We start from the raw sequence: 12,717 nt of genomic DNA, 5'->3' as shown, positions 1-12,717 counted from the left end.
CGCCAACTGGACTACAAGTTGGCGTGGAACGGCGGATACCTCATCGCTGTGCCGCCGCAGAACACGAGCCGCAGCTGTCCGTGCTGCGGCCATGTGTCGGCTGAGAACCGCCAGACGCAAGCCCGGTTCGAGTGCGTGGAATGNGGTTTCGAGGAAAACGCNGATCTCGTCGGCGCGATCAATGTTCTAAGGGCGGGACACGCCCGGTTCGCCTGTGAAGTGAGCGGTGCAGTCATGCCGCCAGCAGCAGGAACCCACCGAAGCGATTCAGGTGCGGCTCAATGTCGCACCTGAGCGCCGTAGGAATCTCCGGCCTTCAGGCCGGGGAGGATGTCAAGTGAAGTAATGGAATATATTGTTGGTATCCTAGTTTTTATTCTAAATCGCTGGTGGTTAGCCCTGCTAATAATCGCGGTGCCACATATTTTGATAGCATATTTCACAGGTACTTGGGGCGGTAAATCAACTTTACTGGACTTGGTCACTGTATGTTGGCTAGTGGCGACACTATTGCCTGGGTATGCGCTTGCGCCAGTCATTAATCATTATGGTCGTATTGCGGTAGCTGAAATTGTTTCATCTGAAACAACGATGTCAAGGAACGAGGATTTTACTGCTGTTTATTCGGTAAAAGCCGTGTATCAGGATGAAAAAGGCGATACTCAAAAGGTATCCTATTGGGATATAAAGTCGCGTATTTACCCAGTTTTTAGTGACTATACCATTCCATGGTCTAAGGGTACTGTTTTCATATTAAAGTATCTACCCAGTATGCCTAGCGAGTTTATTTTTCTGGCGGAGCTGACAGAGGAGGAGAGGCAAGCGGTGTGCCCTGTTCTCAAAGGTAAGTTAAGTGATTATCAAGCACAAAAATCGTCCTTGGGTAGTGAGCGTGATGTGCTGAATAGCAAGGTATATCAAGGGTTAACAGCAGAAGAAAGTGGCAAGCTTAGTCGCAAGATGCGCAGAGGGGAAGGCTTAACAGCAGATGAGCAACGGTTAATGGTATTGAATGAAAAATTGCTTGTGCTTGATAGGAATATATATTCTATTCAGAGTGACTTGATTCAAGGTGACCGTTTTTGTCGAGAGTAAATGGCTCTGTTAGGTTTCATTATTTAAAAAGTCAGTGTGAACCTACCCCATTCTTAACACAGCCCGAAAGTAGAATGTGTTTTCAGCCTGTAGTCAACAGGACTTAAACGATTTAAAGACTCGTGAGGTCTTTCGGTATTGTAAATAGAAATCCACTCTTCGGTGTACCAACGAAGCTGTGCTAGCGTACTGAAGAGGTGCATATCCAACACTTCCTTGCGGTAAGTTCGATTGCATCGTTCGATATAGGCATTCTGGTAAGGACAGCCAGGTTCAATAAAGTCAATCATCATACCGCGTTGCTCTGCCCATTGCATAACAACCGTTGACGTAAACTCTGGGCCATTATCAGCACGGATACAGTCTCGGGGTCATACAACGCCAATGCCTTCATGACGGCATAAATCTACAATCGGCTCGCCCGCTTCTGCACGCTTTAACAAGGTGATGATCTGTTCTTCACTTTTACGTTTGCTCATCGTAAAACGCCTAAAGATAAATTAGTTGTAAAGGAAAATTCTACCGTTGAGCTGTGCTAATTTAGGGGGTGGTTACCTGATAACTCTCCTCCTAGAGTAGTCAAGTTTCAGTTCATGACTATTAATATGACATTGTCATCTTTTTTGTCATAAATTCTTAATCAAAATGTCATGTTCGCCTTGCTAAAATTTTGCCCAAGTAGTGCGCTGAGGAGCGATGTGCTCGCTCATGGTCGATGTTCTAGTCAAGTCAAGGTAAATTAAAATGAGAAAAGTTCTTTTTAAAAAGAATTTTCTCTGATGATTAATTAGCAACAAATATGCTGCGTTTTATATTGTGCAGTGGCTGAGCTGATAGGGCGGTCTGTGATTCAAAGAACATCAAAGATTAATTTTAAAATTTGAAGGTGTTAGTAATGGATTTTTTGAACTTACCATCAACCGATCGTCCTATCGTGGCACATACGGCGCTTGGTCCGCAGTTGGGTTTTTTGAGCTTAACGGGTAAAGAGGCTTTATCTGAGCTGTTTCAGTTTGAAGTGGAATTGGCTGCTGGCACCTTTATGCTTGATGTGCGTTCAATGCTGGGCACGGATTTGACGATTGAGATCGAAACATCGTCTGGTGCACCACGTTTTTTAAATGGTAAGGTCACTGATTTTGAATTACTTGGTCGTGAGCGTACCAATTCCGGCTATTATTTATACCGTGCGATTGTTCGTCCGGCCATGTGGTATTTAACTCAGGGACAAGATAATCGGATTTTCCAAAATCAAAACGTGCCAGATATTTTGAAAAAAGTCTTTGCTCGCTATGGTTTTTCGGTTGAATATCAATTAAATGAAAGCTATCGCGATTGGGAGTACTGCGTACAGTATCAAGAATCCGATTTTAATTTTGTTAGCCGTTTGATGGAGCATGAGGGTATTTATTATTACTTCACTCATCAAAACGGTCAGCATACTCTCGTGCTTACTGATGATGTGGCGACACATCAGCCCTTTCCTGCGTACGACACTTTCACCTTCTATGACACGCAAGGTAATCTTGATTCGGATCGTGAGAGTGTGTATAGCTGGCGTCATCGTGCCGGCATGACCACGGCAAAATATTCAGTGGTGGATTATGACTTCCGTAAACCGCAAGTCAAATTAGATGCCTTGATGTCAGAGTCTTTAGCTGGTGATGATGCCAGTCTTGAAATGTATGAATGGCAAGGTGGTTATCAAGATCTTGATCATGGGGATCAATACGCTCGTATCCGTATCCAAGAGCTCAAGGTAAATCAAGAGATTGTGACGGCTGAAACGACCGTTCGAGGCGTGGCGCCAGGCTATGTGTTTAGCTTGCGTAATCATCCTCGCGCGGCTGAAAATAGAGAGTATTTGGTCATTAACACCACCTACAATATGTCAGTCGCCGGCTATTCTAGCGGCACAGAGCGTAAGGATAATTTCCAAATTCTTTTTAGTGCTATCCCATCTAGTGTACAGTACAGAGCGCCTCGCATCACAAAACAACCTAAGACATCTGGCCCGCAAACCGCCAAAGTTGTAGGACCAGCGGGTGAAGAATTATACACAGATAAATACGGCCGTATTAAGGCGCAGTTCCACTGGGATCGTGAAGGCAAAAATGATGAAAACAGCTCGTGCTGGATTCGTGTTTCCAGTCCATGGGCAGGTGGCGGCTTTGGTGGCTTGCAGCTCCCGCGCATTGGCGATGAGGTGGTCGTGGACTTTATCGGTGGTAATCCCGATCGACCTATTGTTTTAGGTCGAGTCTATAACGAGAGTAATATGCCACCGGTTAATTTGCCTGCAGAAGCCAATATCAGTGGTTTTAGAACGCAGTCAGTATTTGGTGACTCAAGCACAGAAAATCATATTTTATTTATTGATAAATTAGGTCAAGAGTTAGTTGATTTACGTGCTCAGTACGACATGATTGTGAATGTGTTAAATAATCTGGACATTACCGTTGGTAATAATCGAACAGAACACATTAAAAATAATCTTAAGACGACGGTTGATAATACAGAAGAGCGCACTGTTCACAGTACACGTACGACCACGATTAATGGTTTGGAAACAGGCAATTACACGGCCAGTCGCGTGCAGACGATTACCGGTACCCAAGATACTGAAGTGACGTCTGATGATACGTTTATTGTAGGTGGTAATCAGACAACTGAAATTACAGGAGATCATACAGAAACGATTACCGGTAATGATACGATTTCAGTGACTGGTACGCGTACAGAGACAGTGACAGATGCTGTGACTGAGCACTATGAAAGTACCTATGATGAGACCATTGATGGTATTACTACTAGAACGATTAATGCTAGTACCACAGATAAGATTGATGGAATGCATAATTTAACAGTTACTGGCTATACAAGTTATAAACATGAAGGACTTTATTTTAAGAAAATAGATGGTAATACAGTTCACAATCATGTTGGTAGTGTTAGGGAAACAATGGAGAGCACCTGGGATGTAATAGCAACTGGAGACATTAGTATTACTACTGGAGGTGAAATTTTTATGAGCTCACCTTCAGTGGTAACTGTAGAAGCACCTAAATTCAGTCATGTTGGTGCCAGCTGGTGGGATAAACATGGTTTTAAGAATGGCTTGACGGTCTTTAATTTGTCGGCTACGGGGGCGAGTGTATCCGTGGTTGGTGCAGAAAGTAAGACGGTTATAGGTACGACTTCTACTCAGTATTTATCTAAGTTTGATATGGGTATCCTTAAATTTGATGCAAAGGCTGAGGAATTAAAGACGGCTGCAATGAATAATAGGCTCATGGGCTTGCAGACAGATGTTGTCGGTTTTTTTATGAGATGGTAGATTTTTGCTTTTTTAAAAAGAACCTAATATGCGCATTTTAAAACCTATAAGGTTAAGTTGTATACACCGTCCTTATCGCTATCTTAATAAAGATTATTTAGGTGTATCGGCCTTTGTGCTTGTTGATTTTTCAGCGGGGGATCAGTTTCGTCTTCGTACAGAGCAAGAACTATGGCAGTTATTTGAGCGAGTAGCAGTTAAGGACTTTGGTGCCGAATTAATTGATATGGGTATACCTAAGAAGCAGCCAGAGGTGGTGGTTTCAGGTTACGGTTATGGTAAGTATGCGATAGATGGTCGCACTGCTGTTCAGCTTAAGGTAGCTAATGTCAAAAAGGAACTATGGATCACTGGTGATAGGCGATGGGAGGGTGGTCGTTTTAGCAAAGCAGAGGACTTTGAACAGATTCCTATTTCATGGGCTAATGCCTTTGGTGGTGCTGCTGATACAAAAAATCCCATAGGTAAGGGTCTGGACTATAGTGAAAAAAAAGGTATTAATGCGATTTGGCTACCAAATATAGAAAGCCCTAATAACCCGGTCACTCAAAAAAATAAATCATATCTACCGCAAAGTTTTTCTATGCTGCCTATAGAATATGAGGGTAGAAATCTGTTGTTAGGAACTTATGATGAGAAGTGGAGGCGTGAGGAATTTCCAGGATTTGCCAGTGATATTGATTGGTCTTATTTTAATTCTGCCCCTGTAGATCAGCGTTTATCTCATCTCAATATTGCTGATAAACTGAGTTTTCTTAATCTTCATCCTGAAAAACAAGAGTTAATCACCTCTATTCCTCCTTTAAAAATACGGTTTTTCTATAAGTATCAGCAGGGCTCTCAGTTTTATAAAGATGAGAGTTTGTCGGAGGATGAGCTTAAGTTAATGACTTATTGGGCTTTCCCTTCGGAAGAAATGGCGATTTTAAGTTATCAGGGTAATATTCCGATTTCTGAGGATGATGCGCAAGATATAAGTCATTTATTTTTTGCTATTGAGCATGTAGAAAGACCAAAAACAACAGACTATTATAAAGGTATTTATAAGCTTCGGACTGAACCGCAGGTTGGTGGTTTATATTCGTTGCTTGATTCTCAAGTGGTGGATAAGGAGTTTATACAAGTCGCTACGCACGAGAGTATAGTTGTTTCTAAGTTAGTCACTAATAAGCTTGCTAGGGGCCAAAAGGAACTGGATAAAGAAAAAAAAGAGCTTTTAAATAGGTTAAATCTTTCTGAAGAAGAGCTGAAAGAGCACATTAAAAAAGATGAAGAATTAACAGCCACAGATAAAAGCCGTTTAGCTGAACTCTTTAAAGAGCAGAGCAGCTCCTCAGAGCCCTTAGACTTTGAAGCATCTGTTAGAAAGCAAATTGCCCTTGTAGAGAGTCAACCGTCCGTTCTAGAGCAAAGAAGAAAGCAAAAAAAGGCGCTAGAAGAAAGTACAAAAGGTATTGATGCAAAAGTAGAGCAACGCTCAAGTACAGAGAATAAAGAGTTTTTTAATGAGTATTATGAAGAGACTAAGCCTCAACTAAAGGCTGTAAACCTAACTATTCATACTGAGGGTATGGCAGAAGAGGTGGAACAAGAGTTTGCAGAACAATATCGACAAAACTTAGAAAAATTAAGTGAGACATCAGCCCATCAAGCAGATCAATTATCGCTAAAAAAATCAAGTCGCACCAATAAGATTAAGAGTGACTTTGATTGCGCGTTTAACAAGTCATTAGATGAGGGTGACTATTTTTATGTCGAGGGCGCTACCTTAAGCGATAGTAGCTATGCCAATCAATCATTGAAAAGTCAGTTAGAGGTGGTTAATAGTGTTTTTACTTATGTTGAGTTTACAAAGAGTAATCTAGCCGGAGCTTCATTCAAAAGTTGCGAATTCAAAAATTGTGATTTTAGCTCGGTCATCCTAAATGAAGCGGATTTTGTTAATTGTAAATTTGAGAACTGTACGCTCCATGATGTGCAGTGTTTTAATTCTAAATTTCTTGGCTCTCAATTTTTATTTTCAACTCTTAGTAACTGGGTAAATAGTAAGTTACTTTTAGATCAGTTAAAAATTGAGGATTGTAAGATTGAGAGTTTGGTGTTTATACGTTCTGCTTTAAGTGATGTGTTCTTTAACCGCTGTCAAATAAAACGTTCTGGGATGATTAGAGGTAGAGCCAGTAAACTCCGTTATGAAGATAGTGATATTGACTCTTTGGGTTTTATCGCATTAAAGAAAATAATTAATTTAAATCTTTTAAAGGTAAATTTAGAAAAGTTTTTTATTCAGCAAGGTACAGTTTTATTAAAAGCAAAAATTTACGATTCCTCTATTAAGCATTCAAGCTTTAGAGAAGTCTATTTAGAAGAACTGGAAATACAGGACTCTAATTTGTCTAATAACGATTTTTCATCAGCAACTTTTGATAGGACAAAAATTGAGGATGTTTTTTTAAAAAATGGTTTATTTATCAGAGCAGAGTTTAAAAGCTCATTATTTAAAAAATCTGACTTTGCTATGTCATTATTTAAAAAAGCGATATTTGAAAACAGTTTTTTTAGCCAAAGTTCTTTTTTCTCGGCAGATATGCCTCAAGTTCAGCGAGATATAAAGACTGTATTTGAAAATTGCCTACTTGAAAGAGCAAATTTTTTACCAAGGTTGTCAGAAGGAGTAGCTTTGTAAGTGGAAACTATTCTTTTAGATATACAAAACGGTGAGGATATTGCATTAAGAAATATTTCGCATTATCAAAACCAACGATTTGATGTTGAGGGGGCAGCTTTTAAGCAGTGCCTGCTTGAAAATAATCGCTTCGTAGAGTCGAACTGGAATGACAGTACATTTGAAAATGTGTTTTTTTCTCATGTTCAATGGCAGAACTGTGACTTTGAAAATTTACTATTTCATCGGTGTAAATTTATCAATGTGATGTTTGAAGTAACTGCTATTGCAAAAATAAACTTCATTAATTGTGAGTTTAAAAATTGCACTTTTGATGGAGTAACGTTGGCAGAGACTGCGATTAATAGTTCACCGTCAGCGGAGTTGGAGTTTAAAAACGCTGAGATAAATAGATTGGTTTTTGGTTTAAATCAAAACACACGTTTGAATTTTGTTAATAGCAATGTTGAGCATATTTTATTAAATGGCTTTGATTTCCAGGGGTTTCGGTTTGACTCAAGTGTTTTTGAAAATTTGGTTGCTTATCAGTCGGTGCTTGAAGGGTTGGACTTTAGCGGCCTTAACTTAAAGCGTAGTCAATTTAGTGAAAGTGAGGTTTCCAACTGCAAATTTATCGCTGCTGATTTATCCGATTGTAGTTTTGCTTTGTGTCAGCTAAAAAATAATGATTTTTCAAACGCAAACTTGAGCAGAGCCATGTTTGTTGGAGCAAAGTTGGAGTTAAATAACTTTTCTAAGGCGCAGCTGGATGGATCTGCTTTTTCAAATGCCGAGTTAATACGCACTAACTTCACTGAAATAACAGCGCAAATGTTTGTCGCCAGAGAGGCTAGATTCCATCAATGCAGTTTTGCCAAGAGCAAGATAGCATTGTCAGATTTTGCGTACTCACTATTTGAAGATTCGGATTTTTCAAATACAGTACTTCATCGAGTCTCCATGCAGGGAGTTATTAAGAATAATACTAAGATAAGCAGTTTAGGTGTTCTAGATGAGGATAGGGAATTAAGTAAGGCAGATTTATGGATCTTAAGTTAAAAAGTAGTGAGTTAGATGCTGATGGTATTGGAACTGTTTCGCAAGAGGCAGAAAGTCCTCTTAATCGCTTTTTACAGAAAAAGAATAGTACTTTAGGCTTTAAAAGAGTTTCTGGTGTTGCTCTATTAAAGGAGAAAGTTGATGAGCAGACTTATGTCGTGGAGCTTGAAGAGGGCTCTGTTTTGACAGTTAAAAAAGCGATTAGTTGCATCCATCAAGTTAATGTCGGCGATATAGTGTTAGTAGATGGCTCTGAGAGTCGAGCCTATATAACCGCTTTGCTTGAATCCTCAGAATCTTCTATTGACATAGAAGTTGAGACGTTTAATCTAAAAGCAACAGAGCTCAACTTTGATTCTAAAACAGCGAGTTTTGAGACTGAAAGTTATTCAGTCACATCCGTAAGCTATCGCATTAACTCAATTAATCTAGATATGAAGAGTCAAAAAATGACCTCTTTGGCGAAGTTCTTCAGTGAGTCTTATACCATGTCAGAAAAGTTTGTGGCTGAGGTTGATAAAGTGCAGGCGATGAATATTAATTATTCTGCTGAAATGCTTGCACGAATTGATGGGCATACAACAGTTATTAATGCTAAAGAATTACTTAAAACCGATGCTAAGTTAATCGTTTCAGGTTAAAGGAGTTTATATGTTTGCAAATTGTCAATTAGGGGGTATGGACTTAGGTTTTCCTGATGTATGTAAAACCCCGATTCCGCCCATACCATATCCAAATATCGCTATGGGGCCTTTAACAATCCCGATTTGCTTTAATGTTTTGTTAATGGGGTTGCCTCAGCATAACATAATGTCTAGTCGTCCTATCACCTTTGGAGATACTCCTGGTATAGGTTTGGGATTGATTTCTTGGACTGTGATGGCAAGACAGCAGCATGTTACTGGAGCTTTTACTCATATTCTTCGTGGTACACCGGCAACTAGAGTGACTAGTCTTGGTCCTACAAATCTGATTAATTGCCCTCTCTCTGTGAGAATTGTTCCGAGTCAGTTTAAGGCATTATTATTGTGCCCTTAAATTAGGTTTAATGACTTCATGAGTGGTAAAAAGCCTAAACTTTCTCATTCATTATTTAAAAAAATGCAAAATCTATCCGATTTACAACCTTATTTTTGGTTCATGATAGTCTCAATTATTTTTGTACTGTATTTGGTACACCTTGAAAGAAAGCAGGTTGCTGCTTCGGATAGGATAGAAGTAGAGATTGTTGGTCACCAAGAAATTCACGATCATTCAGCAACATTTTATGCTGCGCGTTATCGTTATGAGTATCGAGGACAGGTTTATCACAACACATCAAATAGTAGGACACCTGTCAAGGTTTACAACGTTGGGCAGCTTTTGCCAGCTTATGTTAATCGCGAAAAGCCTAGTGAGATTCAATTGATCGGTCGTGTCACAGAGAGCCCATTAAAGGTATTTCGTTACGTGATGACAGGGGTTATGTGTTTGTTTATTTTTATCTTTGGTGCGGCATTAATTTCTTATATTATTTTTTAGTAACCGAATAGTATTCGATAAAAGTAAAGAATGTATTGAGCATGTGCCCTGAGTAGACTTTCTAATTGACTTAATTGTTGATAAATAGATGTTTTCAAACCTGACAGGACTTGCTGAGCGTACGCCCCAAACGTATTTTTTGTATATTTACGCTTTATGCGCCATCCCACTGTTTTTTGTTCGTCTCTCTATCGTTGAGCATATGGAGAGTACTAGTCATACCGGTTTTTACTTGGGGTTGCTTGTTTGGGTCGTTGCACTTTGTATGGTGATTTGGTTTTACTTTTTACCTGACTTTTCTATGATGCAGCTGAAGAAGCAAGGTAAGGTATGGCAGGCAGAGATAATCGGTGATAGTCATTATGCTTTTTCTGGGTTTCCGCCCAGGTATATAAGCGGGGCGGGGGAGGTGAGCGAGGAACAAATGCGCAAATCAAAACTGTATCGCCGTCTTTTAGTTGAGTTTGAAAATTTTTCCGGTACTCGGGTGTCGCATGTTTTTACACTACCGGTTGATTACTCACCCTCTCTTAGTCTGAAGCAAATAATAGAAACGCAAAATCAAAGTCTTCAGATTGATCATAGTGACACCAAAGCACGCATGCCGGTGTGGCTAAATACCAAGCAGAAGTCACCTGCTTTTGCATTAGCTAATGAAACTGGTGCGGTCACCCGCAAGCATGTCATCTTAGGCTTATGTCTTATTATCATCACCTTGTTGCAGATGATTCTGCCGCTAGTTTATGTGGAGCGAACTACTCAGCATCTGACGGATGATGTATTTACTTTGTTTAATACGGGGACAGCTTGGCATTGGGCGCCGCTATGTAATATCGTATTTTTATGGGCGTTTCACAGTCATGGAGCGGCTGCCAGAGGCCCAAATAGTGGCATTATTGACGTGATTAAGTTGTCAGGGATTCATAGCACGACGGAGTCTATCACTTGGAAGCTTACAAGCTACGGTGATGATGTGACTTACTATCAAGTAGAGGTTTCTTATATTGACAGTATTGGCCAATTACGTGAGATTTCCTTTAAATCAGCTGTGGCTGATTCTGAAGAAAAAGAGTTGAAGTCGATGTTGCAGCAACGGCCTATCCTTTATTTAGAGAATGATAAAAAAAAGGTACTCTTCTTGGATAATTATGATGGGAAATTTCTTTAGTCGTTCGCTATAAGTTCAAGGCTTGCTATGAGTAAGAAAATATAGATGGCAGATGAAAGTAAGGTATATATGGAGCGCACGCCTCACGTCGATGATGAAGTTGTCTTGGGAACATGGATCACCGGTGGGGTCGTCATCTCGACGGAATCTTTCCGGCGTTTGACCAGCCTGACCGGCTGGATGCCCGTTGGCGATCTGGCTGAAATTGTAAGGGCTGCCGGGTTTAGCGTACCTGCGGATGCGGGCCTGCTGGCCAAGCGCAAGCCCGCCTCTCAGGCCAAGAACGACGCGAAGGCCGCCATTGCCAAGGAGGCTGTAGTCGAACCTGACCAGCCGCAAATGCCTGAAGAACCAGCCGAGGCCAAGGTTTTCAAACTTCCAGGACGGCCTCAGCTTGAGGAGTTTTTCAACGAGCACGTCATCGACATCATCTTCAATGCCGAGAAATATCAGGCTTTGGGTATCGATTTTCCTTCCGCCATCGTCCTCCACGGGCCGCCGGGTTGTGGCAAGACTTTTGCCGTGGAGCGGCTTGTCGAGTTTATCGATTGGCCCAGCTACTCGATTGATTCCAACAGCGTCGGCAGCCCCTACATTCACGAAACCAGCAAGAAGATCTCCGAGGTTTTTGACAAGGCAATTGATGGGGCTCCATCCGTCGTCGTCATCGACGAGATGGAATCTTTTCTGTCGGATAGGCGATCTAGTAGCTCGACCGGCTTGCATCACGTCGAGGAGGTAGCGGAATTCCTTCGTCGGATTCCGGAGGCCATCAAGAACAATGTACTGATAATCGCCATGACGAATCTGATCGAGATGATCGATCCGGCCATTCTGCGTCGCGGCCGGTTCGACCACATCATCGAGGTGGGCATGCCATCGAGGGAAGAAGTGGCATCGTTGGTGGACTCACTCTTGAGCAAACTGCCGAAAGCCGACGACCTTAACGTGGACAAGCTCCTCGATGCGCTCACGGGTAAGGCCCTCTCTGATTCGGCTTTTGTCATACGTGAGGCCGCACGACTTGCTGCCAAGGCCGGGAAGACAGAACTCGATCAAACCAGCATTGAGGCAGCATTGAACAGCCTTCCTAAAGACCAAGAGAAAAAAAACAGACGCATCGGATTCGTCTGGGACGACAAGCGGTGTTTGTCAAGCAAGTTGTCCGATTTCTTATGCTGCTAATACTACATTTCTCGCTAAATCGTTACTCTCCTTCGATGGGTTTAACCAGACCTCTTTGACCGGTTTCCAATTGCGAACAGAACGGTTTTTCCAACGTTCTGGTCTAGCTTCTTTGGCTGTCTCATAAACGGCACGGCGATGCGCTAAAACAGCATTATCCTGCCCGCTATGACGCTGTTCTGGTGTTACAAACTGAATACCACTATGGCAATGTTGCGTGTTGTACCAGATGACGAATTGATGCACCCATTGACGAGCCTGTTCTAGGCTAGTAAAAGGCTTATTAGGATAGGCCGGTGTGTATTTGAGTGCTCTAAACAGAGACTCCGAATAAGGGTTATCATCACTAACTGATGGGCGGCTAAAGGAAGGCATAATGCCTAACCTCTGCAAGGTCGCTAGCATAGTAGCTCCTTTCATCGGACTACCATTATCTGAGTGTAAGATGAGCTGGTCTTTTCGGATTCCATGTTTCAGACACGCCTTGTTAATCAGAGTCGCTGCGTGTTGAGCCGATTCTTCTAGGTGAATCTCCCAACCAGTAATCAGACGACTGTAGATATCCATCGTCATATACAAGCGATAGAACTGCCCACGAACGGCACTCGGTAGATAGGTGATGTCCCATGACCATACCTGATTAGGTGCTGTGGCTACCCACGACATAGGCTTAGGCACCTGTCGTGG

The 12,717-nt window shown here is 41.6% G+C and carries 12 protein-coding genes; 10 read left to right on the top strand and 2 right to left on the bottom strand.

The annotated features are described in order from the left end of the window. Window positions 1–48: 48 nt before the first annotated feature. Window positions 49–294: a zinc ribbon domain-containing protein gene (locus tag A3GA_RS12095; RefSeq protein WP_338045962.1), complete on the top strand. Its 246-nt coding sequence runs from the start codon at window positions 49–51 to the stop codon at window positions 292–294. A gap of 36 nt (window positions 295–330) precedes the next feature. Further along, complete coding sequence (locus A3GA_RS0110575) at window positions 331–1,095, top strand: hypothetical protein (protein ID WP_018027376.1); 765 nt, start codon at window positions 331–333, stop codon at window positions 1,093–1,095. A 53-nt stretch (window positions 1,096–1,148) separates the two neighbouring features. Here the strand turns inward: A3GA_RS0110575 and A3GA_RS12505 are convergent, their stop codons facing one another. Beyond that, window positions 1,149–1,385: an integrase core domain-containing protein gene (locus tag A3GA_RS12505; RefSeq protein ID WP_373852653.1), complete on the bottom strand. Its 237-nt coding sequence runs from the start codon at window positions 1,383–1,385 to the stop codon at window positions 1,149–1,151. Window positions 1,386–1,990: 605 nt separating this feature from the next. Here A3GA_RS12505 and A3GA_RS12085 point away from each other — a divergent pair. The 8 genes from A3GA_RS12085 (at window position 1,991) to A3GA_RS0110530 (ending at window position 12,030) form a co-directional block, all read left to right on the top strand. Further along, on the top strand, window positions 1,991–4,432 hold the full coding sequence (locus A3GA_RS12085) for a type VI secretion system Vgr family protein (RefSeq protein ID WP_018027374.1): 2,442 nt from the start codon (window positions 1,991–1,993) through the stop codon (window positions 4,430–4,432). Between the two features lie 28 nt (window positions 4,433–4,460). Continuing rightward, the gene (locus A3GA_RS0110560) at window positions 4,461–7,118 is read left to right on the top strand and encodes a DUF2169 domain-containing protein (protein ID WP_018027373.1); all 2,658 of its coding nucleotides are present in this window, start codon (window positions 4,461–4,463) and stop codon (window positions 7,116–7,118) included. Then, window positions 7,119–8,156 carry a pentapeptide repeat-containing protein gene (locus A3GA_RS0110555; RefSeq protein WP_018027372.1) on the top strand — a complete coding sequence of 346 codons (1,038 nt, stop codon included), beginning with the start codon at window positions 7,119–7,121 and terminating at the stop codon, window positions 8,154–8,156. It begins immediately after the preceding gene. Next, window positions 8,141–8,797, top strand: a complete 657-nt coding sequence (locus A3GA_RS0110550; RefSeq protein WP_018027371.1) for a DUF3540 domain-containing protein — start codon at window positions 8,141–8,143, stop codon at window positions 8,795–8,797. Before A3GA_RS0110555 ends, A3GA_RS0110550 begins: the two co-directional genes overlap by 16 nt. 10 nt (window positions 8,798–8,807) lie before the next feature. Beyond that, the gene (locus A3GA_RS0110545) at window positions 8,808–9,194 is read left to right on the top strand and encodes a PAAR-like domain-containing protein (protein ID WP_018027370.1); all 387 of its coding nucleotides are present in this window, start codon (window positions 8,808–8,810) and stop codon (window positions 9,192–9,194) included. A gap of 18 nt (window positions 9,195–9,212) precedes the next feature. Next, complete coding sequence (locus A3GA_RS0110540; protein ID WP_018027369.1) at window positions 9,213–9,677, top strand: DUF3592 domain-containing protein; 465 nt, start codon at window positions 9,213–9,215, stop codon at window positions 9,675–9,677. Between the two features lie 88 nt (window positions 9,678–9,765). Then, window positions 9,766–10,845 carry a hypothetical protein gene (locus A3GA_RS0110535; protein WP_040614287.1) on the top strand — a complete coding sequence of 360 codons (1,080 nt, stop codon included), beginning with the start codon at window positions 9,766–9,768 and terminating at the stop codon, window positions 10,843–10,845. A 45-nt stretch (window positions 10,846–10,890) separates the two neighbouring features. Further along, on the top strand, window positions 10,891–12,030 hold the full coding sequence (locus A3GA_RS0110530) for an ATP-binding protein (RefSeq protein WP_018027367.1): 1,140 nt from the start codon (window positions 10,891–10,893) through the stop codon (window positions 12,028–12,030). On the opposite strand, the gene A3GA_RS11680 is transcribed toward A3GA_RS0110530, so the two are convergent. After that, the coding region (locus A3GA_RS11680) for a DDE-type integrase/transposase/recombinase (RefSeq protein WP_018026255.1) at window positions 12,019–12,717 on the bottom strand (699 nt) is incomplete at its 5' end. The genes A3GA_RS0110530 and A3GA_RS11680 overlap by 12 nt on opposite strands.

The organism is Oligella urethralis DSM 7531, assembly GCF_000372065.1.
GTDB classification, from domain to species: Bacteria; Pseudomonadota; Gammaproteobacteria; order Burkholderiales; family Burkholderiaceae_B; genus Oligella; species Oligella urethralis.
The sequence above is the reverse complement of the archived record's forward strand: the minus strand, read 5'-3'. Positions and strand labels throughout refer to the sequence as shown.

Excerpts from the sequence above, each read along its gene's own strand:
- A3GA_RS12505 (WP_373852653.1), bottom strand. The coding sequence starts at position 1,385 with ATGATTGACTTTATTGAACCTGGCTGTCCTTACCAGAATGCCTATATC.
- A3GA_RS0110550 (WP_018027371.1), top strand. The coding sequence starts at position 8,141 with ATGGATCTTAAGTTAAAAAGTAGTGAGTTAGATGCTGATGGTATTGGA.
- A3GA_RS12085 (WP_018027374.1), top strand. The coding sequence starts at position 1,991 with ATGGATTTTTTGAACTTACCATCAACCGATCGTCCTATCGTGGCACAT.
- A3GA_RS0110530 (WP_018027367.1), top strand. The coding sequence starts at position 10,891 with ATGGCAGATGAAAGTAAGGTATATATGGAGCGCACGCCTCACGTCGAT.
- A3GA_RS0110540 (WP_018027369.1), top strand. The coding sequence starts at position 9,213 with ATGAGTGGTAAAAAGCCTAAACTTTCTCATTCATTATTTAAAAAAATG.
- A3GA_RS0110535 (WP_040614287.1), top strand. The coding sequence starts at position 9,766 with ATGTTTTCAAACCTGACAGGACTTGCTGAGCGTACGCCCCAAACGTAT.
- A3GA_RS0110560 (WP_018027373.1), top strand. The coding sequence starts at position 4,461 with ATGCGCATTTTAAAACCTATAAGGTTAAGTTGTATACACCGTCCTTAT.
- A3GA_RS0110575 (WP_018027376.1), top strand. The coding sequence starts at position 331 with ATGTCAAGTGAAGTAATGGAATATATTGTTGGTATCCTAGTTTTTATT.
- A3GA_RS0110545 (WP_018027370.1), top strand. The coding sequence starts at position 8,808 with ATGTTTGCAAATTGTCAATTAGGGGGTATGGACTTAGGTTTTCCTGAT.